Origin of the sequence: Paenibacillus borealis, from assembly GCF_000758665.1 — a bacterium.
GTDB classification, from domain to species: domain Bacteria; phylum Bacillota; class Bacilli; order Paenibacillales; family Paenibacillaceae; genus Paenibacillus_AQ; species Paenibacillus_AQ borealis.
In genome coordinates this window covers 1,203,819-1,226,786 of sequence record NZ_CP009285.1, presented here as the reverse complement: position 1 = coordinate 1,226,786, position 22,968 = coordinate 1,203,819, and the positions used below count along the sequence as shown (strand labels likewise).

At 53.0% G+C, this 22,968-nt stretch carries 24 protein-coding genes and 1 riboswitch; of the genes, 6 read left to right on the top strand and 18 right to left on the bottom strand.

The genetic code is table 11. The features are described 5' to 3' along the window. The first annotated feature begins 38 nt into the window (after window positions 1-38). The 3 genes from PBOR_RS05175 (at window position 39) to PBOR_RS05165 (ending at window position 2,354) form a co-directional block, all read left to right on the top strand. A complete protein-coding gene (locus PBOR_RS05175) occupies window positions 39-218 on the top strand; it encodes a hypothetical protein (protein WP_042210769.1) in 180 nt (59 codons plus the stop codon). A gap of 21 nt (window positions 219-239) precedes the next feature. After that, the gene (locus tag PBOR_RS35270) at window positions 240-845 is read left to right on the top strand and encodes a hypothetical protein (protein WP_052429341.1); all 606 of its coding nucleotides are present in this window, start codon (window positions 240-242) and stop codon (window positions 843-845) included. Between the two features lie 49 nt (window positions 846-894). Beyond that, a riboswitch (Fluoride riboswitch) is annotated at window positions 895-956 on the top strand. A gap of 63 nt (window positions 957-1,019) precedes the next feature. Further along, window positions 1,020-2,354 carry a voltage-gated chloride channel family protein gene (locus PBOR_RS05165; protein WP_042210768.1) on the top strand — a complete coding sequence of 445 codons (1,335 nt, stop codon included), beginning with the start codon at window positions 1,020-1,022 and terminating at the stop codon, window positions 2,352-2,354. On the opposite strand, the gene PBOR_RS05160 is transcribed toward PBOR_RS05165, so the two are convergent. After that, complete coding sequence (locus PBOR_RS05160) at window positions 2,351-3,574, bottom strand: MFS transporter (RefSeq protein ID WP_042218946.1); 1,224 nt, start codon at window positions 3,572-3,574, stop codon at window positions 2,351-2,353. The genes PBOR_RS05165 and PBOR_RS05160 overlap by 4 nt on opposite strands. Before the next feature lie 175 nt (window positions 3,575-3,749). Between PBOR_RS05160 and PBOR_RS05155 the strand changes: the two genes are divergently transcribed. Continuing rightward, window positions 3,750-4,445, top strand: a complete 696-nt coding sequence (locus PBOR_RS05155; RefSeq protein WP_042210767.1) for a peptidylprolyl isomerase — start codon at window positions 3,750-3,752, stop codon at window positions 4,443-4,445. A gap of 133 nt (window positions 4,446-4,578) precedes the next feature. On the opposite strand, the gene PBOR_RS05150 is transcribed toward PBOR_RS05155, so the two are convergent. From PBOR_RS05150 to PBOR_RS05110, 9 genes are all read right to left on the bottom strand, one after another. Further along, window positions 4,579-4,917, bottom strand: a complete 339-nt coding sequence (locus PBOR_RS05150; RefSeq protein WP_099052442.1) for a DUF898 family protein — start codon at window positions 4,915-4,917, stop codon at window positions 4,579-4,581. 246 nt (window positions 4,918-5,163) lie between these two features. Further along, entirely contained in the window at window positions 5,164-6,258 is a 1,095-nt protein-coding gene (locus PBOR_RS05145) for a Leu/Phe/Val dehydrogenase (RefSeq protein ID WP_042210766.1), read from the bottom strand. A 183-nt stretch (window positions 6,259-6,441) separates the two neighbouring features. Further along, the gene (locus PBOR_RS05140) at window positions 6,442-6,771 is read right to left on the bottom strand and encodes a hypothetical protein (RefSeq protein ID WP_042210765.1); all 330 of its coding nucleotides are present in this window, start codon (window positions 6,769-6,771) and stop codon (window positions 6,442-6,444) included. A 37-nt stretch (window positions 6,772-6,808) separates the two neighbouring features. Then, entirely contained in the window at window positions 6,809-7,516 is a 708-nt protein-coding gene (locus tag PBOR_RS05135; protein ID WP_042210764.1) for a pirin family protein, read from the bottom strand. A 180-nt stretch (window positions 7,517-7,696) separates the two neighbouring features. Next, window positions 7,697-8,344, bottom strand: a complete 648-nt coding sequence (locus PBOR_RS05130; RefSeq protein ID WP_042218944.1) for a nitroreductase family protein — start codon at window positions 8,342-8,344, stop codon at window positions 7,697-7,699. 132 nt (window positions 8,345-8,476) lie between these two features. Then, window positions 8,477-8,914 carry an RrF2 family transcriptional regulator gene (locus PBOR_RS05125; RefSeq protein ID WP_042210763.1) on the bottom strand — a complete coding sequence of 146 codons (438 nt, stop codon included), beginning with the start codon at window positions 8,912-8,914 and terminating at the stop codon, window positions 8,477-8,479. 30 nt (window positions 8,915-8,944) lie between these two features. Next, window positions 8,945-9,520, bottom strand: coding sequence for a hypothetical protein (locus PBOR_RS05120; RefSeq protein ID WP_157763978.1), 576 nt, complete (start codon window positions 9,518-9,520; stop codon window positions 8,945-8,947). Window positions 9,521-9,680: 160 nt separating this feature from the next. Beyond that, window positions 9,681-10,613 carry a manganese-dependent inorganic pyrophosphatase gene (locus PBOR_RS05115; protein WP_042210761.1) on the bottom strand — a complete coding sequence of 311 codons (933 nt, stop codon included), beginning with the start codon at window positions 10,611-10,613 and terminating at the stop codon, window positions 9,681-9,683. A gap of 95 nt (window positions 10,614-10,708) precedes the next feature. After that, complete coding sequence (locus PBOR_RS05110; RefSeq protein WP_042210760.1) at window positions 10,709-11,539, bottom strand: AAC(3) family N-acetyltransferase; 831 nt, start codon at window positions 11,537-11,539, stop codon at window positions 10,709-10,711. Between the two features lie 203 nt (window positions 11,540-11,742). Here PBOR_RS05110 and PBOR_RS05105 point away from each other — a divergent pair, with 203 nt between their 5' ends. Next, window positions 11,743-12,726, top strand: a complete 984-nt coding sequence (locus PBOR_RS05105) for a ring-cleaving dioxygenase (protein ID WP_042210759.1) — start codon at window positions 11,743-11,745, stop codon at window positions 12,724-12,726. A gap of 117 nt (window positions 12,727-12,843) precedes the next feature. On the opposite strand, the gene PBOR_RS35265 is transcribed toward PBOR_RS05105, so the two are convergent. Both PBOR_RS35265 and PBOR_RS05095 read right to left on the bottom strand, forming a co-directional pair. Next, window positions 12,844-13,515 (bottom strand): stalk domain-containing protein, encoded by a 672-nt coding sequence (locus tag PBOR_RS35265; RefSeq protein WP_052429340.1) that lies wholly within the window; start codon window positions 13,513-13,515, stop codon window positions 12,844-12,846. A gap of 147 nt (window positions 13,516-13,662) precedes the next feature. Continuing rightward, the gene (locus PBOR_RS05095) at window positions 13,663-14,346 is read right to left on the bottom strand and encodes a YjjG family noncanonical pyrimidine nucleotidase (protein ID WP_042210758.1); all 684 of its coding nucleotides are present in this window, start codon (window positions 14,344-14,346) and stop codon (window positions 13,663-13,665) included. A gap of 103 nt (window positions 14,347-14,449) precedes the next feature. Between PBOR_RS05095 and PBOR_RS05090 the strand changes: the two genes are divergently transcribed. Beyond that, window positions 14,450-15,409: an MraY family glycosyltransferase gene (locus tag PBOR_RS05090; RefSeq protein ID WP_171720677.1), complete on the top strand. Its 960-nt coding sequence runs from the start codon at window positions 14,450-14,452 to the stop codon at window positions 15,407-15,409. Between the two features lie 295 nt (window positions 15,410-15,704). Here PBOR_RS05090 and PBOR_RS05085 read toward each other — a convergent pair whose 3' ends face one another. The 6 genes from PBOR_RS05085 to PBOR_RS05055 form a co-directional block, all read right to left on the bottom strand. Beyond that, complete coding sequence (locus PBOR_RS05085) at window positions 15,705-16,226, bottom strand: mismatch-specific DNA-glycosylase (protein ID WP_042210757.1); 522 nt, start codon at window positions 16,224-16,226, stop codon at window positions 15,705-15,707. A gap of 177 nt (window positions 16,227-16,403) precedes the next feature. Continuing rightward, window positions 16,404-18,407 (bottom strand): DUF6449 domain-containing protein, encoded by a 2,004-nt coding sequence (locus PBOR_RS05080; protein WP_042210756.1) that lies wholly within the window; start codon window positions 18,405-18,407, stop codon window positions 16,404-16,406. Then, a complete protein-coding gene (locus tag PBOR_RS05075) occupies window positions 18,382-19,284 on the bottom strand; it encodes an ABC transporter ATP-binding protein (RefSeq protein WP_042210755.1) in 903 nt (300 codons plus the stop codon). The genes PBOR_RS05080 and PBOR_RS05075 overlap by 26 nt, the downstream gene beginning before the upstream one ends. Continuing rightward, window positions 19,277-19,666 carry a GntR family transcriptional regulator gene (locus PBOR_RS05070; RefSeq protein ID WP_042210754.1) on the bottom strand — a complete coding sequence of 130 codons (390 nt, stop codon included), beginning with the start codon at window positions 19,664-19,666 and terminating at the stop codon, window positions 19,277-19,279. The genes PBOR_RS05075 and PBOR_RS05070 overlap by 8 nt, the downstream gene beginning before the upstream one ends. 247 nt (window positions 19,667-19,913) lie before the next feature. Next, the gene (aguA, locus tag PBOR_RS05065; protein WP_042210753.1) at window positions 19,914-21,014 is read right to left on the bottom strand and encodes an agmatine deiminase; all 1,101 of its coding nucleotides are present in this window, start codon (window positions 21,012-21,014) and stop codon (window positions 19,914-19,916) included. A 602-nt stretch (window positions 21,015-21,616) separates the two neighbouring features. Further along, window positions 21,617-22,756, bottom strand: coding sequence for a polysaccharide deacetylase family protein (locus PBOR_RS05055; protein WP_052429339.1), 1,140 nt, complete (start codon window positions 22,754-22,756; stop codon window positions 21,617-21,619). Window positions 22,757-22,968: the final 212 nt, after the last annotated feature.

The following is a 22,968-nucleotide window of genomic DNA, read 5'->3' as shown; positions in this document are numbered from 1 at the left end:
AAAGGGTATACAATTACTATAGGTAAAGGAGGCTCGCGATGGACATTCATAAGAAAGCCGCTGACGGTGAAGAACAGGACCGTGAGGATCTGATTACCGAGCGGGATATTGATGAAGAGTCCGGACTGTTCCAGGAAGGTACCTATCCCGGCGCACTTCCGGACAAGGATCAGAAAGCTGCTATTAACCATGCTGTCCCCAAAGAGGGGCAGACTTAAAATAAAGGGAGCTGAACAGCAATGGGCAATGAATTCAATAAAACGGAAGCCGACTTTGTGTATGAGCGTTATACCAAAATGGGCGGCATTTCCCCGGAACAGGATATTCCGCTGGAAGAATTACGTCCGCTTGGCACGATTACCGAACAAAGTCCGGGCGATGAAGTGGACACTGCCGGGAACCGGCCGCTGGAATCCGCTCTGGCCAGTCATGATCCCGCTAACTTCACACCTATAGACTTCGACGGTGTAGTGGATGACGGTTCCGATCCGGCACTGGTTGGCGATAATATTCTGGCTGCCGACATCGGGCTGAATGTGCCGGATTCCGGGCTTGGCCCGCGGGCGGACCGGAGCCTCCCTTCGGCAGGGACCCCTGCACCGGAACGGGACGAGCTGCTGGAATCGGATGCACTGTACGCCGCCGGCGCGGCAGGCCTGACCGGCGATGTTATTGATTATGCGGAGGATGAGGAGCTGCTGGAGGAGGATGAGGAGCTTCCGCTGGAGGATATCCCGGATGCCGACGAGCTTGATCCCGGCAGCGCAATTGACCCGGTCTCCCCGGACCCTGACGCAATGCCCGGAACCGATGTGCTGAACGGCTCCAGCGGTGAAGAGGACTAAGCGGCAGATCCGTATTGACTTTTGACCGAAATAAACTTACTATAATTTCATTCAATACGGCGATGGAGTTCGCCATAACCGTCCTTCGGGGCTAATGACTCCTACCAGTGGTCACTCGCTGGTAGGAGTCTGTTTATTTTCAGGGAGTATACTGTAATATGGGGGCATTGCGGGATGAAGAGGAAGTATGCACGGTGGGTGGAGCTTGCAGCGCGGCAGAGCCAGCTCGCTCTTTGGAGTACATTTGTGAAGTGGGTGGTGCTGGGGGGATTGGTCGGGCTATTGTCGGGGAGTGCCTCGGCTATTTTCCTGAAAAGCCTGGATGCCGTGACCAAGGTCCGGCTGGAGCATGCCTGGCTGCTCTTCCTGCTTCCTGTGGGGGGGGCTCTGGTTAGCGGTATGTACATGCGTTACGGCAAGACTAGCGCAAAGGGGAACAATCTGATTCTGGAGCAAATTCAGCAGGGAAATGAAGCGGTTCCGCTGCGGATGGCGCCTCTGGTCCTTATCGGGACGCTCATCACCCATCTCTTCGGAGGTTCTGCCGGACGTGAGGGGACAGCTGTGCAAATGGGTGGCAGTCTGGCCGATGCACTCGGAAGATGGATTAGAATCAACCCGCTTGACCGGAAAATACTACTGATGTGCGGAATCAGCGGCGGTTTCGGCTCCATCTTCGGGACCCCTCTGGCCGGAACGGTATTCGGTCTGGAGGTCATCGCCATCGGCCTGATTAGCCATAAGGCACTGCTGCCCTGTTTTGCCGCCAGCTTCACCGGTGATCTTGTGGCTTCCCGCTTGTGGGGCGTGCACCATATCCATTATCAGGTGGATGTATTCCCCGGTATGGATGCGCTGGTGCTGGTCAAAGTCATTGCCGCCTCCATCATGTTCGGTCTGATCAGTCTGCTGTTCAGTGAGCTCACCCATTATCTGAAGCGGACCTTCACAGCCATGATCCATAATCCTATGCTCAAAAGCGCCGTCGGCGGCCTCATCATTATCGCCCTGGTGTACATCGCCGGTACGCATGACTATCTTGGCCTCGGAATTCCGCTAATCAGTGATTCGTTTACGATGGATGTACATCCTTTCGCCTTTCTGTGGAAGCTCATCTTCACAGCCTTCACCTTGGGGACGGGATTTCAGGGGGGCGAAGTGACGCCGCTCTTTGCCATCGGAGCTACCTTGGGGAACAGTCTGGCCGGCGTGCTTCATCTATATGGGCCTTTTCTGGCTTCGCTCGGCTTCATCGCCGTCTTCTGCGGAGCCACTAATACACCTATCGCATGCTTCATTATGGGCATAGAGCTGTTTGGCTCAGGCGGAGCGGTATACATGTTCATCGCCTGCGTAATCAGCTATCTGTTCTCCGGACACAGCGGCATCTACAGTTCCCAGCTCATCGGCATCTCCAAAAGCGCACTGCTCCCGGTTCCTGAAGGAACGACGCTGGCTAACGTCAAAACCGTCAAAGGTCCGGGGGGCAAAACTGCCGGCGGCAGTTAACCCTGAGCTGCCGCCTTGGCTCCTGAACGGGCTGAGTCTACCTTCGATTCCAGCTTGTTGGCCTTCACCAGCACAGCTGCCGTAAGCAGCATGATGCCGTTAATGACAAATACCCAGCGGATCGGCAGGAAGGCTCCGAGCAGTCCGCCGATAATCGGGCCTGCCATCGTTGCCAGCTGGCTGGCCGCCTGATTCAGGCCGAAGGCCCGTCCGCGGAAGCCCGGTTCGATGACCTGGACAATCATCGCATTGACTGACGGGAGCACGCCGGCATAGAACAGGCCGTAGGCAAACCGCAGAATGGCAAACTCGACATAACCTGATACAAAATACTGCAGAATATTACCAATGCCTCCGCCGATCAGCCCGATGAAGAGAATAAATCCATAGCCCTTGCGGCTGCCGAGCCTGCCCCACTGCGGTGCCATAATCACGGTAGCAATGCCGACCGCAGAGAAAACAATGCCCGAGCTGAGCGAGGCGGTATTCTTCGCGATCCCCATGTCCAGCAGATAGATCGGCAGCAGCGGCTCCAGGATCATGACGGAGAAGGTACTGATGCCGGCAAGCACCAGCAGGGTGATGAACGCCCGGTTCTTGCCGGCTTCCCGGATATCATCCCTGACCCGGGACCGCGCTGCGGAGCGGTCGAAATTCTCTTCCTTCGCGAAGAAGGTAGCGATCAGTGCAGAGACGAGCACGATCACAGCCGAGAACAGGAATGCACTGCGGTTGCTGGAATAGTAGCTGACTACGCCGCCGATCAGCGGTCCGATGATGCTGCCGGTAGCTCCGGCCGTGGACATGATGCTAAGCGCATAGCCCGTCTTCTCTTCCGGCGTGTTGGTTGCTACCATGGCGATGGCCGCCGGAACGAATCCCGCCAGCAGTCCCTGCAGAATCCGCACGACTATGAATACATAAGGATCATGCACAAAGAAATTGATTAAATATAGCGCGGCCAGGCTGAAGCCCGAGCGGATCAGCATCGGCTTGCGGCCGTATTTGTCAGCAAGCGAACCCCAATATGGCGAGATTAGCGCGCTGGCCAGAAACGTAATGCCGAAGCTGACCCCCGACCAGATCTCCAAATGGCTTGTAACACCTAACTGGTCACTGAGAAAAATGGAGAGGAACGGAATCGAGATCGAATATGCCGTACTGCAAAAGAATACCCCTACCCAAAGCACGATCAGGTTCCGCTTCCATGAAAAACTCATGCTGTACACATCCCTTCTGTGTTTTTGTGGAAGCACTTCCCCCATTCTACCCCTCTTTGGAGAATGTGCCAATCCCGGCCGGAGCGGCAGGCTTTGCATGAAGCGGGACAAAGAAGGTATGATACAAGAGTGGCTGTACCCCATTATTCAAAGATAAAAGGAGAGATTGTGACTAATGCTTACTACAAGAAAACCCGTCATCCTGCTTGCGGCGATGTGCCTGATGCTCGTAATTCTGGCGGGCTGCGGCAACAAACCAACTAACAATAATGCTGCTGCCGGCAGCGAGGCCACTGCGGCGCCGCAGGATAATGCTGCTGCAGCTACGGAAGGCGTGCCTTCAGCTACGGCCAGCCATCCGGTGGTTACAATTGAAATGGATAACGGAGCGGTCATCAAGGCTGAGCTGTATCCCGAGGTTGCCCCTAACACGGTCAACAACTTCATTTCGCTGATCCAGAAGGGCTTCTATGACGGAACCATCTTCCACCGGGTCATTCCCGGCTTCATGATTCAGGGCGGCGACCCTGACGGTACAGGTATGGGCGGTCCGGACTACAGTATCGCCGGAGAGTTCTCCGCCAATGGATTCACCAATAATCTGCTGCATACAGAAGGTGTTCTATCCATGGCCAGAAGCCAGGACATGAATTCCGGAGGCTCGCAGTTCTTCATTATGGCCGCCGCTTATCCGAGTCTTGACGGCAGCTATGCCGCTTTCGGCAAGGTTACCGAAGGACTGGAAGCCGTGCAGGATATCGTCAATCTGCCGCGTGATGCTGATGACCGGCCCGAACAGCCGCCGGTGATGAAGAAGGTTACGGTCGATACCCTCGGCGTAACTTACCCGGAGCCGCAAAAGGTGCAATAACCGCTATTACCTGCGTAATCCGCTGCCGCCCTTCCAGCAGCGGCAGCGCAAAGTACAGCAAAGCAAGAGCCATCCTCCGGTTACGGAGGATGGCTCTTGCTTTATAAACCGTATTCTTAAATCATGCGGCGGATTATTGGAAATGGGTGTTCTTCGTTCTCCACTGCTCCAGCTTAATCCTTACCCAGAAGCTGTAGATGCCGAGGGTTATTACCGACAGTACGAACCACTTGATCCATTGTCCGAACAAGCTTACTGCACTGCCGTCAAACCGCAGACGCTGTCCGTTTACTACGGTATGCTCCACCTTCCAGCGGTAGATCATCACCACGGACCAAGGATAGCAAATCCCGAGGGTACACACCGTAACGAGCCAGCCTGCCAGGCACCAGCCAATGTACTCGATAAGCGTCCCGTCAAAGTAGGACTCCCTGCTTCCGTAATTCATTGCCGCATTCATATTCACTGCCATGTGTCTCCACCTTTCAATCCTGTAAGATCTTACCTGGTTCTATTTTCCTTATTATCCATGCCGGCTACTGCTACATTTCTCACTATCCTGTATGAAATAGCCAACTAATTGTCGAATGATCTGCTATATAAAAAGAACCGGCCCTGTTCAGCGCCAAATAGCGCGGAACAGGGCCGGACGATGTACAATTTCATTAGCTGCCCGGATGATACAGCGGGATCACCGCTCCTGCTCCGGCCGCCTAACTTATCTTCTGCTGAGGGCATGCTGCCCGTTGCGCAGGAAGGTACTGCGGCTGTTCCGCAGCAGCGAGATCCGCTCCTCTGCGAGCTGGTCCGCTGCAGCGTAAGCTGGAATCCCGCTCAGCTGGGAGATTTCCAGCACGCGGGTAATGCTGTCGTAGATTTTGGCGATTTGCTTGAACGCCCGTTCCTTGTTATAGCCGTTCAGCTCGTCTGCGATATTGATTACACCGCCGGCATTAATGACATAATCCGGGGCGTAGACAATCCCCATCTCATGCAGGGCATCCCCGTGGCGCGGCTCTTTGAGCTGATTGTTAGCGGCTCCTGCCACAACCTTGGCTCTCAGCAGCGGCAGGGATTCATCATTGATGGTGGCACCGAGTGCGCACGGCGCATAGATATCGCAATCCGCCCCGATAATCTCGCCCGGGTCCACCGCTGTAGCACCGTAAGCCTCTACTGCCCGGCTGACAGCTTCTTTATTAATATCTGTGACGATCAGGCGTGCGCCCTCTTCATGAAGATATTTGCACAGCGTGAAGGATACATTGCCGACACCCTGCACAGCAACGGTTCTGCCTGTCAGTGAATCACTGCCGAATGCTGCCTTCGCCGCTGCCTTCATTCCCTGATATACCCCGAAGGCTGTAGCCGGTGAAGGGTTGCCGGAGGAACCATAGGTAGCCGAGATCCCGGTGACGAAATCCGTCTCCTGATGGATGATGTCCATATCTTCTTCCGTTGTGCCTACATCCTCGGCTGTAATATAACGGCCGTTCAAGCCCTGTATGTATCTGCCGAAGGCGCGGAACATCGCCTCATTTTTATCTTTTTGGGGATCACCTATAATCACCGTCTTGCCGCCGCCCAGATTCAGCCCGGCAACCGCATTCTTATAAGTCATGCCCTTGGCCAGCCGAAGCGCGTCCACAACCGCCTCTTCCTCTGTAGCATATGTCCACATTCTCGTTCCACCCAGTGCGGGACCCAGTGTTGTGTCATGAATGGCAATGATCGCCTTTAAGCCTGATGCCTTATCCTGACAAAACAGCACTTCCTCGTAGTCGTCCCGCTCCATTGCCGCAAACAATTCCATTAGATTCATTTCTCCTGTCTCCACTTTATGTACATGTTACGTTTCATAACAAAGCTAGTCCTTTCAGGACATGTTGTCAATATATTTTGTCCCATTTTCAGCTTTTTTCAGCAAATTCAGGCAAGCAGCAGACATCAACCTTACGTGAAACGTTAGAGAGTCAAGGTTGATGTCTATGCCGCTTTATTCCCAGTATTGATCAGGCCGGTATTTGATCTCTGATTGTACAGCTATCGTCAGGCGGCCGGAGGCGGCATCATACACTACAGGATTATCACCTACATAATACCAGTGCTTGATCACCGGCCCGTCAGCGGGTTCCTCGAAACGGAATACATTCAATTCAGCCTTCAGTCCGGTAACCGCCGCGCCTTGTGCAGCTGTAACTCCGGTCAGGGTAATCAGGGTCAGTCCGCCCTGCTTATCGAAGGTATAGCCTATGCCGTCTGTACTGCTGATCAGCATGCGCCCCGTTACGGAATGCTTCACCAGCACTCTTTCCTGTTCTGCCATTAGGGATTCCTCCTCCAAATATGGGTTCAAGCCTTATTCAAGGCAGATCAATCAGCATGACAAGCGTATCCGTATCCTTGTCTGCCTGCAGCGCGAGCTGGCTGACCGCCTCAATCCGGGCAGAATCTCCCGGCCTGAGCACAGCGTCCCCGTTCAGTGTAATTTGTCCCTCGATCAAATAGATGAAGATCCGCCGTCCCAGCTCCTGCCGGAAATCCAGCCGTCCGCCTGCCAGCGTTCTGCCCAGATAGATGGTCATATCCTGGGCGATACCGACAACCTCCGCTGAGGCTTCAGCCGCCACTACCGGAAGGAGTCTTCCTTCAAGCTTCGCCGGGTCGAAACGCCCTGTCGCGTAGGAAGGAGCCGTGCCCCGTGTACGCGGCATGAACCACAGCTGCAGCAGCCGCACCGGCTCGCTGTCTGAAGGGTTATGTTCCGTATGAATGGCACCTGTTCCGGCTGACATCCGCTGAATACCGCCAAAGGAAGTCTCCGCCACATTGCCCAGGTTATCCTCATGGCGCAGCACGCCGGACAGCACAATGGAGACAATCTCCATGTCACTGTGCGGATGGGCACCGAAGCCTCTTCCCGGAGAGATGGTATCGTCGTTACAGACCCGCATCGGGCCGAAAGCTGTATTGTCAGGATCATAGAAATCGCCAAACGAGAAGACATGACTGCCCTTCAGCCAGCCGTGATCGAACCGGTGTGCAGACTCTGCAGGATATACTTTAATCAATGTGATCTCCTCCTAAAGGCTGTTATTGTCTGTCTTAACTTAAGTTCATGCGTTCAATATCTTCAGTGTAGCAGAAAGCTCCGCAAACAAGAAGAAACGGGCACCGTCCTCAGGGGCGGCATCCGTTTCTTCAGTAGATAACAGGTACAGTAATATAGCGTAAAGCTCAATCCTTCAGAATTAGGCCTGAAAAGCGTTCCAGTGCGTAACTGCTTCCAGCGGAAGTCTGGCTGTCGGCCGTCCTTCTACTGCTGCCTTGCCCAGCGCAATGAGCATCACCGGCACATAACGCTCCGTAATCCCGAACAGCTCCTTGAAGCTGTCGTGAACGAATCCGCCCATAGGCACGGTATCATAACCTCTCGCTTTGGCTGCCAGCATAAGCTGCATGGAGATCAGCCCGCCGTCTATCAGCGCAATATCCTTCAGCCTCTCAGCAGGCATGCCGGAATAACCGTCATAGCTTCTTTTGGCCATAGCCGCGCCTATTTCTGCTGTGACATATCCGGCTGCCTCTGCGTACTGATAGATGGTCTCCGCATTGCGGTACGCCTCAAGATCGCCAAGCACGGCTATCGTCGCTGAGGAATCGGTAATCTGTGCCTGGTTATGGGCAATCGGCAGCAGCTGTGCCTTCACATCCGGATCGGTAATGACAATGAACCGCCACGGCTGCAGGTTGGAAGAAGACGGGGCCAGAATCGCCTCTTCGAGGATCTCCTTAATCTCCGCATCGGATATCGTCCAGGACGGATCGTATTTCCGCACAGAATGCCTATCGCGAATCACCTTGCTGAATTCCTGTTCTGCCTTCAGTTCTGCTGACATACGCTCATCCTCCTCTTCCTCTTCCTCTTCCTTTTCCTGATCCACAAAAACACTTCATCAACCACCGCATCCCAGCGCTGGCGTTTAACTGTATAATATTACGCACAGTATAATTCAAAAAAAAGCACACTGTCAACCTTCCGTTTTGCGCACCATATCGGCCAGCGTGTAGCGTTCCAGAACACTTAGCGCACTCCGGTCCAGCTCGTCCAGCAGTTCACCATAGGCTGCCTTCATTTGTGTCCCCAGTGCATTTACACACATTGTATCACTGTGACCATTATCGCGTCCTTCTCCTGCCTCCATAGCCCGATAAATCTCAGCAAGCGTCAACTCCTCCGGCGCCCGGTTAAGCAGATATCCTCCGTCACGCCCCTCGCGGGTCACCAGAATCCGCTCACGGGTCAGATTAGCCATAAGGCGCCTCAACAGCGTGGCTTCGGACGACAGCAATTCGGCGATCTCGCAGCTCGAACAGGTATTTCCTTTTTTCGCGAGGATCACTAACGCCTGCAGCACGAGACCAAACGACTTATATTGGGGAGCTCCGCTGTTTCGTGTTTTCGCCATAGTTCCCGCTCCTCCTTCATGATTAAGTGATTAAGTGGTCGATATCTGCAGTTCGGAAACGATGAACCATTTCTTGGATGCAGTATCTTTCAAATAGACTTGGATCGTATAGCTGCCCTTCTCCGTGAAGGTGTAATTATACGCCGCCGACTTGAACCAGAAGCTGTCCTTCTTCTCCGTAATCTGCTGATTATCCACGGTATCCGTTTTGCCGGCCGGATCAGTAATCGTTATTTTCAGGTCCGAGACATCTGTTTTCAGCTGATCCACCTGCACCAGGGTGTAGAACGTACTGCTGGATGCGGTTCTTACTTTGCCAAAAATGGTCCCCTTATCATCAAGCAGCACCGTGTTCACATTAGGCTTATAGATACGGATCGTCCCCGCCGACTCGTCCAGTGACAGGATCGCATGCATATTGTCAGGAAGCTGGTCCAGCGGCAGATAGGCCTGGCCTTCCGATGATATCCCCGGCTGCTTTTGAAGCACGTTATTTATGTACACTGAGAGATCCGTTTTGCCCGCAGCAGCATACAGCAGAGTTCCTCCTGAGATAATCATCAGCCCGAGTGTGGACACCACCAGCTTACGCATTTTCCCCATCATTTCCGTCCCCCTCAAATATCCCTATGCTGATTATACCCGTCAAACCGGAAGGAGTTGCTCTCAATTGTAAAATAAAACCGGTTGCCTCATCCTGTTAAGAATGCTGCAACCGGTTATTATGCGTAAAAATTATAAATATAAAACGATTCCGGGCGAGTCTTTACAGCTTGGCAATCGTTTCAGTCAGAACCGGTACGATCTGTGATTTGCGGGAAACTACACCCTTCAGCACAGCTTTGTTGTCGTCCAGCTTCACATTGTAAGCCTGCTCCACAGCGCCGGCTACACGGCCCAGAGCCAATCCTACAGAATCGTTATTCAGGATATCGGTAACTACGAACAGGAACAGATCAAGTCCCTTGTCATCGATAATAGCTGTAAGGGCCGTTTCCAGCTCAGCCTGCTTGGACAGCACATCATTCACATCCACAGCATTGACCTGGGCGATCTCCACTTTGTATTCACCCATTTTGAATTCCTTGGCATCCAGGGAGATCAGCTGGGCGATACTCTTGTCACTGAGGTCAGCACCTGCCTTGAGCAAGGCAAGGCCATAGCTCTCAGCATCTACACCAGCGATGTCAGCCAGTTCACGTGCAGCGGCAACATCCTCTTCAGTGCAGGTTGGCGATTTGAACAGCAGGGAGTCGGAAATGATAGCGGAGAGCATCAGACCGGCGATGTTCTTCGGAATAGCTACACCATTCTCTTTGTACAGCTTGTTCAGGATTGTTGCAGTACAGCCTACAGGCTCTGCACGATAGTACAGCGGATGAGCGGTTTCAAAGTTCGCAATCCGGTGATGGTCGATAACCTCAACCACACGGACCTGATCGATATCATTCGCACTTTGCTGGCGTTCATTATGGTCAACGAGAATAACCTGGTTCGCTTCAGCTGCAACATTCTCCACCAGACGCGGTGCCGGTACCCCGAAGTGATCAAGTGCATATTGAGTTTCGCCGCTGACCTCTCCCAGACGGACCGGCTCGGCATCCCAGCCTAATTCCTTCTTAAGTGCTGCATACGCAATTGCTGAACAGATTGTATCTGTATCCGGGTTTTTGTGTCCAAAGATCAAAGTTTTTGTCATTTCCAATCTCCTTACTTTGTTTTTTGTGAGAATAATATACCATACATTGATAGAGCCTTGCCAGAATGGGCAGGTAACTTAGATTCAATTTAAAGTTACGTACGTTCCCTGACGGTCCGCTGCGGGACTCCCGGCTTCGTCTTGGGCAGCGACTCGGGCACAGCTTCCCCGTGCAGCGGCTCATTGTCCGAGAACAAATCCGGATTCTCCCCAAGCATGCGGCTCAGGATATCCGTTGTCTCCACAGTGCCGCAGATCATGACCGCAGCATCGCCGAACCTGCCCCGGCGCAGGGCACCGCCTTCCTCCAGCACAGGCTCCACCTTCCAGAAATGCTGTGACCAGGACAGTCCGGAGTGCCTGCGTGAGGGAACAGCAATTTCCTCCCCCTCAGGTGTCACGGTGTATAACTGTTCATGCCCGTCCGTCATTCTGCCGGGGATATCCACCCATTCTTCAATTCCGTGGATGAACGTGTTTCTCCGCAAATCAACACCCAGCAGCATAATCTCCGCCTTGCGGTCCAGCAGCCTGCCATAGACCGAGCCGCGCGCGCAGGGTGTATCCCAGCGCTGGTCTCCGGCAGTAAAGTCTGCCGCGTCCGCACCAAGCGCAGCTACAGAGTGTGTCGGATGCCAGGAACGGATCACGCCCGGCCGCTTACGGAACAGCTCCGGCAGAATGCCGACGCAGACTGGTGACTCCAGAACGGAGAACCGCGGATTCAGCGCGTTAATATACGACCAGGTATGCGCCGGCAGGACAAGCAGCCCTTCCTTCATATACTCGGAGAGCGCATCCAGTACGGTCTCCGCCCCTCCCTCTACTTCACCGATGCTCTTATAGGAGGAATGAACCAGCAGCGTTCCTTGCGGATCTATCCCCAGGCTCTCCAGCTGCTTCATCAGACTTGATTTGGTGTGCATGTTTAACCCCGCTTTCTTGGATACTAAATCGGACACTAAATATGAATACAAAATACACCTTGCATTTCTCCTAATTTACTATTAAAATTATAGTAACTTAAAAATACTCATTAAGTATCCGGCACGGTTAGACATATACGCTTAGACTCACAAAGCTTGAGTTTCTGATCTCGAAGCGACAAAACTATATAGGAGGCCTTCACATGAGTTTAACATTAAAAGGGCTGCATCATGTATCCGCCATTACAGCCAAAGCACCGGAGAACTACAAATTCTACACGGAAGTGCTCGGACTACGCCTGATCAAAAAAACTGTAAACCAGGATGACGTTTCTGTCTATCATCTGTTCTATGGTGATGAGACCGGGAACCCGGGCACCGAGCTTACCTTCTTCGAGCTGCCGAACGCCGGCCGCAACCGTGACGGCAACAACAGCATCTCTGCGCTTTCACTCCGTGTACCAAGTGATGATGCGCTGCTCTACTGGACCCAGCGGTTCACAGTGTTTGGCGTGGAGCACGATGAGATTGCCGAACGCGGCGGCCGCAAGACACTGGCCTTCACCGATCACGAGGGACAGCGCCTTATCCTCGTCTCGGATGAGCATAATCAGGGTATGGCTGGCGGCAAGCCCTGGGACAAGAGCCCCGTACCGGCGGAATATGCCATTGTTGGACTTGGCCCGGCACACCTCACCGTAGAGACAGCCGAACATACGGCGCTGATCCTGGAGGATCTGCTCGGCTTCCGCCGCAAGGACACTTACCCTTCGCTGGTAAACGGACAGCCGGATGTCATCGTATTCGAGACCGGAGAAGGCGGCTCCGGCACAGAGATCCATCTGGAGGAACGCAAGGATCTGCCGCAGGAGCGCCTCGGACGCGGCGGTGTACATCACGTCGCCTTCCGCGTAGATAACGAAGAAGAGCTCAAGCTGTGGATCGAACGTATCCGCACCGTGCAGCTGCCCAATTCCGGATTCGTCGACCGCTTCTACTTCCGCTCGCTCTATTTCCGCGAGCCGAATGGCATTTTGTTCGAGCTGGCTACGGATGGACCGGGATTTGCCACCGATGAAGAGGTAGAGCATTTGGGCGAGGCCCTGGCCCTTCCGCCGTTCCTGGAATCAAAGCGCGCGCAGATTGAAGCGCATTTGAAGCCGCTCGATACCCGGCAGCAGGCTTAAGCTTAAGAAGGTGCCGGAACAAACCATCTAATCCTTTCCGCACTAAATACTCCGGACCGCTTCGCGGCCCGGAGTATTTGTTCTATTCATGAGAGCATAACTGCATACTTATGCCTATCAGCTCTCTGACCAGGTAACCGTGAAGATATTGTAGCCTGGACGGGCAGTGGAAGCTTTGCCCGTGATCGATACCGGACTCGTGCCGCCGAGTCTGCCTGTGATTTTGACCGTGCTGGCTGTTACGGTCTCTGAAGCATTATCAAGCCGCTTGATGCGCACATATTCACTGTACACGAATCCCATCATGTCCAGCGTTTCCTGCGTGGAATAGCTGAAGGCCACCTTTTTCACACCGTTTGCATCCGTATCAAGGGTGGTCGCAATCAGGGCATCTGCCGGAATCGGGAAATCCTTCGGCAGGTTAACCGGCCGGGCAGTACCCTCCACCGGAGCTGTAGTCCCGCCGCCGGCGGAGGCTCCCGGTGAAGGGGCAACCTCGCTGCCGGTACCGATTCTCACTTTATAATTCGCAGCATCATAAGTTATCGGCACATCCAGCGCATCTGCGATCGACCGGATCGGCAGGTAGGTGGTGCCTTCGTAGGTGATTGGTGTTAGCGTTTTACCGTTGCCGTCTTTCAGCCAATACGGAGTACCATCCACCACAATCCCGAGGCTGTGGTTCAGATAGGCCTTGATTTGCTGCAGCTTGGCGCCTGCATAGACACCTGCCGAACCGGTTACTGTAAGTCCGGTAACCACGGCGGCAATCAGCCATTTTTTATTCATAGTAATCCTCTCCCGTGTGTTGTTATCAATATTGGATATATATAGCGTCCTTATATATTTAACACAGGGGAGAATCTTTCAACCTGCCGGAAGCCAAGTTCAAGAGGGATTGGCACTCAACGTCACCCGCCTGCCACAAACATTGCCCTAGCGTACAATCTTCAGAAGCTCCTCTAAACTGCGGATTTCATATGTAGGCAGCACATCCGGATCTCCCGGTTTCTCCAGCGGATTGAACCAGCAGGTATCGATGCCATAATTGATCCCGCCCTGAATATCCGAGGTCAGCGAGTCACCGACAATCAGCACCTTACTTTTATCAGAAATACCAAGCCGTTCAAAAGCATAATCAAAAATCCCCGTCTCCGGCTTCTGGTACCCTGTCTCCTCAGAGATAATAATTGCTTCGAATACTTCGCTCAGCGGGGAACCCTTGATTCTCGATTGCTGCACATCCTTAATTCCGTTTGTTATAATAGCCAGCCTGCAGCCGGCAAGCTCTCCGCATAGCTCTACCGCCCCTTGAATCAGGAACGTGCCCTCCCCGAGGAACCGCAGATAAGCTTCGCTGAATTCATCCGGCTTAAGCTCAAGACTATGCGCGGCAAACAGCCGGTTGAACCGTTCCACACGCAGCGCAGCAGAGGTAATCCGTCCCTGTTCGAAGTCCTTCCACAGTGAATGGTTAATTTCTTTGTAGCTGGACGCGTAATCCTCCGCCCCTGTCGGCAGTCCGAAATGGGCAAAGGCGTGGTACAAGGCATGGCTCTCCGCCATCCCGTAATCAAACAGCGTATCATCGGCATCAAATAAAATCACTTTGTACTTCATCTTTCAATATTTCCCTCCATCTCGTTTGCCGGTTCGACAACGTATAACCTTCTGCGATATAATTTACACAGACCAGCCTAAATAAATCAACGGGGTGATTGTCATTTTATACGTTTTAGCGTTTCTCGTGTCATTTTTTATCGTTTATCTGCTGATTCCTCCTCTTGGCAAGCTCGCTTTCCGGCTGGATTTTGTGGACAGGCCCAGAGAAGATGTAGAACGCAAAATACATAGGGAGCCGATTCCGCTCACGGCCAGCTATGCCATATTCGTAGGCTTCTTTATTACATATCTGCTGTTCGCCCGGGATTTCTCACTGGAGACACTGGCCCTCTTCATCGGCGGTGTACTGCTGCTGACTATAGGAACCATTGACGACTGGTACAAAACCAAAGGCAAGGACTTCCCGGCGCTTCCGAAATTCATTGTTCAGATTGCCGCAGCGATTCTCGTCTTTTTCTCAGGCAATGCCTTCACGGGATTCATCAATCCCTTCTCAGGAGATTATATCTCACTGCCGTTCATTCTGCAGTTCCTGCTGACGATTATCTGGATCTTCGGCGTCACCACGGTGATTAATTTCTCTGACGGCATGGATGGTCTGGCCGGAGGACTTACAGCGATCTCGGCAGTAACCCTGTTCGTAGTCGCCATTACCATGGGACAATCCTCATCAGCCATCATGGCGATGTCGCTTATCGGAGTCACAGTCGCGTATCTGCGCTACAACAAAGCTCCCGCCAAAATCTTCATGGGCGACGCCGGTGCCACCTTCCTCGGCTTCATTCTGGCCGTGATTGCGCTTGACGGTGCCTTCAAGCAGGCAACGGTGCTGTCGCTGTGCATTCCGATTCTTGCGCTCGGCGTACCGATCTTCGATAATATTTTTGTTGTTGTCAAAAGATTCCTCAAAGGGCAGGCCATCTATCAGGCCGACGCCACCCAGGTCCATTACCGCCTGCTCAAGGCCGGCCTGAATCAGAAACAGGTGGTCGCTGTGCTGTATCTGGTCAGTGTCTGCCTCTCGTTATCATCGATCATTCTGCTGTTGATTCAGATCTAGCTAAGTTAAGCCCCCTTGAGCCTTTGGGCCAAGGGGGCTTTTGTTTTAAGCGCAGTTCAATGCAAGCTCCAGATTTATCAGCCTTGCGTATAGCCTTTTTCAGCGGGTTTTCCCAAACATAAGGTCCACTGAGTCCGCAAGCAGCGAGCAACTGCCGGTCAGGCTGGAACTGCCAGTAACATTGGAACTAGAATCCTGCCTTATAGCGCACCACATTAGCAGCGTTCGCAGCATTCACATCAATTGCAGCATCCGCAAACAGCTACATTACTTGTGGCGGCGGGCGACCTGCGCCTCAAGTCTCCTTCTCTTCCGTAAAATCATGCAGCCGCCGGTAAATATCCACGATCTCCGGCATCGGCATCCGGACAAGTCCGCTGGACGAAGGCGCGACAAACTCCCGCACTCCATCGACCACCGGAGTCACACCCTCCTGAAATCCCCAGTCCGCTTTGGTTCTGCGGCTGAATTCCGTGTATACGCCTTTGCCGACAAAGCAGGCGATATCCGGGCGGTACTGCTCCAGCTTGGCGCGTAGCAGCTCCCGGCCCTGCGTGTACTCTTCACGGGTAATATCCTCGGCGCCTACCGTGGGGCGGGCGACTATATTCGTGAACCCGTAGCCCAGCTTCAGCAGCTCCCCATCCTCCGAGGCATCATACAGCCGCGGGGTCAGGCCGGAATTATGCAGAATCCGCCAGAAATTATTGCGCGGATTAGCATAGTGGTGGCCCAGCTCTCCTGAACGGATGCTGGGGTTAAAGCCTATGAACACAATCTGCAGTCCGTGATCCAGATGATCCGGTACCTCTTCCATTAAACTTCCCTCCTTACCCTGTTGATTCCATGCGAGCGCTTAAGCCCTGCTCTATATTAGCTTTATATAAGCATAACCCAAGCAGAGGCTTAAGACACGAAATGCCCCCGGACCGGAGGGCAGATACACCGGGAGCGGGGGCATCACTATAACTGCAGACTAATTACTATAATGATCCTACGGAAGAAGAGCCCTAAGCGCTGGTGACATATCCCGTTCATCCAGCGATACATAATTAATCGTCCCGCCTTTGTACTCTATCTTCACTATATATTTTTCCCCCAGCCGGGTGAAGGCGCGCTGGTGCTCCAATATACTGTTGATCTGCGTCTGATCTGTAATCACAGCGGACCGCTTCTCACTGCGGGCTAATTGCAGCCGCTTCTCGGGATCATAGATCTGGGAAGCAGGAATTTCGCTCTGGTGTTCATCCTTGAACATTTCAGCGGACAGTACCTCCTGCGCTGTGTACTTGATTTTATCGGCATAGCCCTTCTGTTTCAGCCAGGCCGTCATCTCACGGTAGGATGGATACCATTCATACGAATAAAAGATCTGATTACTGTTTGAATTCTGCTTAACAACGTATTGGATTGAAGCCAGCGCACGCAGGTCGCTAACCTGATCTTCATAAGACCTGTTCAGCAGCTCACGCTTCAGAATTTCATTGAATTCCTTTACATCCTGCGGTTCCGAGATGCTGTACACTTTATCCAGATAGCTCAGCCTGAAGCTCTCCATCTCCTGATCCAGCTGGGCCAGATAATACTTCTCACGCTTGAAATCCTCTTTCTCCATGACCGACTTTAGCTCCGGCTCAAAGCCCTTTGCCGGAACAATATAGGTCCGTACGAGCTTCCGCCCGCTCTCCAGCTTGTAAGCCAGAGTAAACTGCCGGTTCCCGGTATAATCGTACTGCGGGGTATTCCGGGGATCCGGCCTAGAAGCAACAACTGCATGATGCATCGCGGTAACAGCTTTGATGTACTCCCGGTCCGTTGAGTAAATATTCTCCTCCGGTTCCATCCAGGTATTATGACCTTGCGGATTCTGCGTTAATTCACGGTAATTGCCCCCGGCATATACCGCAGTCACTTTATCAGCCTGTGGTACCCTGTCCTCATACCCGGTTAATCCGGACACGGGAACATAGAGCAGCAGACCCAGAAGTACGCCGTAAACCGCGAATTCAAGCGGTAGCTTGCGGGTCATAATATGCCAGGTTTTGCGGAGAATCATTTCGACTGCAATGAACCCGATAAGTCCACCCACAAGGGTACTGCCGATGATCCAGCCAAGCTGATTCCGCCCGGTGCCGAAGTACAGGCTGGCCAGCAGCATGCTGCAGAGCATTACACCGCCTTTGAACAGCGGATTGAAGTAGGTGAAAGCCATAGCCTGCCCGGATTTTTCACTGTGGCGTTTACGGTACAGCAAGAAGGACAGCGCGATGAACACAACAGATAAAACGGCATAAATCCACGCTTCTGCACTAGTTAAAGGCTCAATGGACAGGTCCATAATACGCAGAAGCGGTGCCCAGTTATTCAGGATATTCTGCAAGCCGGACCATTCCGGATACCCGTAGAGATATCTGTTCAGATGCATATCGATGAATTGCAGAAGTGCAGCGGGAAGAATCAGCAGGATGAAGATCAGTATTCCCTGGAGAATGGTCTGTCCCGTGCAAATGCCTACAAATACAGTGAACACAAATAGAAACAGCGTCAGCAGGCTGACGGTCAGACACCATTCCCAGACATCGGCTGCGTTGTAGATATACATGATGCCGTCCAGCGGGCGGATGATCGCCGCAACCGCAGCTGTAATCCAGACTGGCGGAAGCAGCAGGAGCAAACCGCTCAGCGTATGGGAAGCGAGCAGATGCGAGCGCCGCAGCGGCAGGCTGTGCCACAGATCGGAAGGCATTTTGGACTGCAGATAACGGAACAGGAATAAACCGGCTCCAATAGGAAAAGCAATGAGGAAAGGTGCAATTTCGATACCAATGTTAAAAAGCTGCGGGATCTCCATAGGTTCCGTAAACCGGTAGCCGTTCATGAGTATCTGCAACGGGAATATGAACAACAGTGCCAGTGTATATAAAATTCCGATCCAGCCGTGCTGGCGCAGGTTCTGGCGGATAATACTGCTGTTATAGAATAATCGGCTGCGCGTCATAACCGGCATCCCCCATTTCATAAATAAAGATTTCCTCCAGCGTCAGCGGCAGCAGATCAAACACATAAGGCTCGTAGACATGAAAAGCCTGGGCGATCCGCTCCCGGTCACCTTTTACAATATACAGGCTGACACTTCCCCGCTGCTCCTGATGGAGAATCTGCAGCTTGGCCTCCAGCGCCGCCGCATGGCGTTCATCGCGAAAGGCCACCTGGATCTTATGCGTGTCTGCCTTCAAATCATCCAGATCCTTCTCAACCAGCATCCGGCCTTCATGCATAATGCCGACATGGTCGCACAGATCTTCGATTTCCCGCAGGTTATGCGAGGAGATCAGTACGGTCAGCTCCCGCTCGGCTACTTCCTGGAACAGCAGATTCTTGATCTGCCGGCGCATGACAGGGTCAAGCCCGTCAATCGGCTCGTCCATAATCAGCACATCCGGCTTGCAGCTGAGGGCCAGCCAGAAGGCGGCTTGGCGCTGCATTCCTTTGGAGAAGCGGCTGAGCTTGCGCCGGGTATCCAGCCGGAACACTGTCCCGAGCTCCTCGTATCTTTTCTGGCTCCATTCCGGATATACGGAGCGGTAGAATGCCGCCATACTTCTAATAGTTGCCTGCGGGAAGAAATAAGGACTGTCCGGCATGAAGATCAGCCTGCGCTTCACCTCAGGAGCTTCAAACACCGGCTGGCCGTCTATCTTGACGGTCCCCGCTTCGGGACGGTAGATGCCGGCGAGCGTCTTCAGCAGCGTTGTTTTGCCTGCCCCGTTGGAGCCCAGCAAGCCGTAAATGGCGCCTTTATTTACAGTCAGCGAAATGTCGTCAACAGCCTTTTCCTCCTGGAAAATCTTGCTCACTCCGCGTATCTCAATCATGGCTGTTCTCCTCTCTTCTCTTATCCAGTGCCTGGCGGTACAGCGCACTCATCTCACTCTCCGTGAATCCGAGATAGACTGCCTCTGCCATCAGCCGCAGCAGCTCTTCCTTCAGCTCTGCCCGTTTGCTCTCATTCTGTCCGTGCTGCAGCGGGGCTACGAAATTGCCCTTGCCCTGCTGTGAATAGATGTAACCTTCCCGCTCCAGCTCCCTGTAGGCTTTCTGGATCGTATTGGGGTTCACCGTAAGCTGCGAGGATAAAGTCCTCACCGAAGGCAGTTGTTCATCCGCCTGCAGAATACCATGCATAATCATCTCTTTGACCTTATCGGTCAGTTGTTCATAGATCGGCTTGCGGCTGCGTACATCGAGTTCGAACATGACAGTCCTCCTTTCATAGGATGCTTCACAAAGGTCGTCTAGGTGTACTAACTGTACTACTATTATTAATACAGTCAGAAGTGTATGTCAATCATTAACATAATCATATTTGCGAACTCCCGGGCAGCGCCACCTCATGAAGCCCACGGATAAACGCGGTTACAGCCGCATACAAAAGGAACCCGGGCTGTAGAACAGCCCGGGTTTCTGTACATACCGGCTCCGGCGAGCCGGGTGTCAAACTACGCTACCCGCTCCGGGGCTGCTGCTGGGTAATACAGTGAATATTCCCTCCGCCCAAGGCGATCTCGCGGGTATTGACCTGCACCACCCTGCGGTCTGTGAATAACCGCTGCACTGTCTCCAGCGCCTCCGCATCCTGCCTGTCACCGAATGCCGGCATCACCACTCCGCCGTTGCAGATATAGAAATTCACATAAGTTGCTGCAAACGTTGTGCCGGGGGCACGGCTGTAGCTGCCGCTGGCCGGATCGATCCATCCCGCCTCTTCATCTGTAATTGTCAGCCGTTCCGGAATATGCAGCCGGTGAACCTCCAGCTTGCGCCCGCGCGCGTCCCTCTGCCGGATGAGCCGTGAATAAGCTTCGTGCAGCACCTCATATTGCGGGTCTTCCCGGTCATCGGTCCAGCTCATCACCACTACACCCGGCTTCACAAAAGCCGCCACCTCATCAATATGGCCGTCCGTCTCATCATCACTCATTCCTCTGGGCAGCCAGATAATCTTGTCTACGTTCAGCGTGTCGCGCAAATAACCCCCGATCTGCCTTTTGGACAGATGAGGGTTGCGGTTCTTATGCAGCAGACACTGCTCAGTCGTTATCAGCGTACCTTCTCCATCCACATGAACAGCTCCGCCCTCAAGGATGAAATGCCGCAGGTCATAATAGTCCAGCTTTTCTATCTCCAGCACCTTCCGCTTCACCAGCAGATCCTGGTCCCAGGGGAAATACAACCCTCCATCGAGTCCGCCCCAGGCGTTGAACCCCCAATCAATCCCCCGTACCCCGCCGCTGCCGTTCACTACAAAGGTCGGGCCGATGTCCCGCATCCACGCATCGTTCGAGGAGATCTCCACCACTCGTACCTGCGGTGGCACAAGTGCCCGGACATGCTCATATTGGGCACTGATCGTGCCAATCGTTACAGGTTCAAATTCCGCAACCGCTGCCGCCACTCTGGCAAAAGCAGCCTGCGCCGGCTTCGCCCCCAGCCGCCATGTGTCCGGCCGGGTCGGCCAGAGCATCCATGTCCCCTGATGCGGCTCGAATTCCCCAGGCATACGGTAGCCGTCTTGTCTTGGTGTACTGGTAATTCTGCGTGGCATAAGCATCCCTCCCGGCACTTGAACAGGATGGGGGACCGCAGAGAACGCTGCCCGGCATCTCGTCCTGTTCCAATTTATGCGGGGCCGGGGCAAATTGCTACGCCATCGTCGATTTCATCTCCTTCTCCCCGCAGTGGAGCGCTGTGGACCGGCTGAAGTCTGAGCTGGTCAATATGCTTGTCCAATATCTGTACAAGTAGCATCGTTACTCTCGTGCTAACACATCCTTGGCCGCTGATTCAGCCGGCGCGAACCTGCATTGTTGTACATTATGCAGGATTTCCGGCGATTCGGCGGGCTATAACCAGAATTGTTGTACTTTCTGCAGGATTTCCACCAGATCGAAACTTCAGCGGCACCGATTGTTGTATTTTGTGCAAGATTCCCACCAGATCGACGCTTCAGCGGGACTGATTGTTGTATTTTGTGCAGGATTTTCGCTGTTGCGTTTGCAGTTTGGCTCGCTGGCAGCCTGCCTCCATTCACCGTCTTACTTTTTATGAAGGCTTGTTCCACATCCCCCTGTACTACAAGCTGCAAAAAAAGAGCAAGCCGGCGTGGACTCCCCCGCAGCTTGCTCTTTTGCATACAAAACCTTCTTATCAGCGTTTATCCTTCCAGAAGTTCACCGGCTCCAGATCCTTCGTAATCACCTGGAAGGTATAGCCTTCCTTCTTAAGCGCCTCCAGCAGACGCGGCAGCACCTTGAGGGTGGCCTTCTGGTCATGCATCAGAATGACCGGATTGGTCTTGGACTGCTTCAGCTTATGGACCTGATCCATAACTGTCGTATAGATCTTGTCACTGTCCTCTTTGTACTTCCAGTCATTTGAATCCACATTCCAGTCCCAGAGATGATAGCCCTGACCCAGCACCTTGTCCCGGAAAGACTTGGTGAAATACGGTTTGCTTCCGTAAGGCGGCCGAATCAGCGTCGTGCTTGCACCTGTCAGCTTCTTGAGGACAGCATTATCGCCTGACATCTCCGCCAGCGCCGCAGCCGGGGAAGCATAGAATTTCTCCTTGCGGTGTGTCATGCCATGAAGCCCCAGGCCATAGTTTTCCTCCACAATCCGCTTCACCTGCGAAGGATATTTGTTCATGTTATTTCCCAGCATGAAGAAGGTTGCCTGCACCTCATACTTGCTTAAGATATCCAGCAGCTGCGCTGTCGTCGCCGACGGGCCGTCATCAAAAGTAAGATACACGGTTTGTCCGGGCTTGCCGGGTTCAACGGATGGCTCAGGCTCCACCGGGGCTGTATCCGCAGGCTTCAGTTCAGCTGCATACTTGGTTACAAAGGCGTCATCCGTAAGCCCCGCCGAACCGTCCTTCACCCGAAGTAAATATTTATCCCCCGCAAAGGATATGATATACCCAAGATACCCGCTCACTTTCAGCGGAACCATAAGTTTACCGTCCTGCAAAAAAGTGCTCACAGGCACCACTGTGCCATCTTTGAGCACAGCACCGGCATCGCCCTGCAAGGTCAGCGACCCGGAGCCGCCCGACACCAGAATTCCGTCCGTCAGGCCGGTAAGCGTCCATTTCAATTCATCGGCCAGAGCGCGCAGAGGGACATAGTAAGTGCCTTTTACAGACACAGCTTCTATACTGCTCAATTTATCGTTGACCCCGAGCTTCAGTACATTAGTTTTACCTTCAGCGTTAGCCGGGATCTGCACAAGACCCGTAATCAGGAACAAAGAGAAGAATAAGAGCATTATTTTTTTGATGGGCACAGCAGTAATCTCCAATCTATGTATATTTGTCTATAACTTTATCACACATAGATATAACGTAATTTGAGAGATTGTAACCGCAAGCTAAAATATTGTTACTCTTTTTGCAATGAGAAAATGAATATTCAGCTTTTTTTCTGAAATACGACAATTTGCGTCGAATGCTGTCACAGCAAGCAATAAGCGGTTAAATCACATGTTTTTGACGCAAA

What these genes read in the sequence shown, in the direction of transcription:
- PBOR_RS05110 (WP_042210760.1), bottom strand. Translation starts at nt 11,539, where the DNA reads ATGCACACCAAATCAAGTCTGATGAAGCAGCTGGAGAGCCTGGGGATA.
- PBOR_RS05145 (WP_042210766.1), bottom strand. Translation starts at nt 6,258, where the DNA reads ATGGAATTGTTTGCGGCAATGGAGCGGGACGACTACGAGGAAGTGCTG.
- PBOR_RS35265 (WP_052429340.1), bottom strand. Translation starts at nt 13,515, where the DNA reads ATGAATAAAAAATGGCTGATTGCCGCCGTGGTTACCGGACTTACAGTA.
- PBOR_RS05165 (WP_042210768.1), top strand. Translation starts at nt 1,020, where the DNA reads ATGAAGAGGAAGTATGCACGGTGGGTGGAGCTTGCAGCGCGGCAGAGC.
- PBOR_RS05095 (WP_042210758.1), bottom strand. Translation starts at nt 14,346, where the DNA reads ATGAAGTACAAAGTGATTTTATTTGATGCCGATGATACGCTGTTTGAT.
- PBOR_RS05120 (WP_157763978.1), bottom strand. Translation starts at nt 9,520, where the DNA reads ATGATGGGGAAAATGCGTAAGCTGGTGGTGTCCACACTCGGGCTGATG.
- aguA (WP_042210753.1), bottom strand. Translation starts at nt 21,014, where the DNA reads ATGCCACGCAGAATTACCAGTACACCAAGACAAGACGGCTACCGTATG.
- PBOR_RS05075 (WP_042210755.1), bottom strand. Translation starts at nt 19,284, where the DNA reads ATGATTGAGATACGCGGAGTGAGCAAGATTTTCCAGGAGGAAAAGGCT.
- PBOR_RS05175 (WP_042210769.1), top strand. Translation starts at nt 39, where the DNA reads ATGGACATTCATAAGAAAGCCGCTGACGGTGAAGAACAGGACCGTGAG.
- PBOR_RS05125 (WP_042210763.1), bottom strand. Translation starts at nt 8,914, where the DNA reads ATGGCGAAAACACGAAACAGCGGAGCTCCCCAATATAAGTCGTTTGGT.
- PBOR_RS35270 (WP_052429341.1), top strand. Translation starts at nt 240, where the DNA reads ATGGGCAATGAATTCAATAAAACGGAAGCCGACTTTGTGTATGAGCGT.
- PBOR_RS05080 (WP_042210756.1), bottom strand. Translation starts at nt 18,407, where the DNA reads ATGACGCGCAGCCGATTATTCTATAACAGCAGTATTATCCGCCAGAAC.
- PBOR_RS05105 (WP_042210759.1), top strand. Translation starts at nt 11,743, where the DNA reads ATGAGTTTAACATTAAAAGGGCTGCATCATGTATCCGCCATTACAGCC.
- PBOR_RS05160 (WP_042218946.1), bottom strand. Translation starts at nt 3,574, where the DNA reads ATGAGTTTTTCATGGAAGCGGAACCTGATCGTGCTTTGGGTAGGGGTA.
- PBOR_RS05155 (WP_042210767.1), top strand. Translation starts at nt 3,750, where the DNA reads ATGCTTACTACAAGAAAACCCGTCATCCTGCTTGCGGCGATGTGCCTG.
- PBOR_RS05070 (WP_042210754.1), bottom strand. Translation starts at nt 19,666, where the DNA reads ATGTTCGAACTCGATGTACGCAGCCGCAAGCCGATCTATGAACAACTG.
- PBOR_RS05150 (WP_099052442.1), bottom strand. Translation starts at nt 4,917, where the DNA reads ATGGCAGTGAATATGAATGCGGCAATGAATTACGGAAGCAGGGAGTCC.
- PBOR_RS05130 (WP_042218944.1), bottom strand. Translation starts at nt 8,344, where the DNA reads ATGTCAGCAGAACTGAAGGCAGAACAGGAATTCAGCAAGGTGATTCGC.
- PBOR_RS05085 (WP_042210757.1), bottom strand. Translation starts at nt 16,226, where the DNA reads ATGGAAGAGGTACCGGATCATCTGGATCACGGACTGCAGATTGTGTTC.
- PBOR_RS05115 (WP_042210761.1), bottom strand. Translation starts at nt 10,613, where the DNA reads ATGACAAAAACTTTGATCTTTGGACACAAAAACCCGGATACAGATACA.
- PBOR_RS05140 (WP_042210765.1), bottom strand. Translation starts at nt 6,771, where the DNA reads ATGGCAGAACAGGAAAGAGTGCTGGTGAAGCATTCCGTAACGGGGCGC.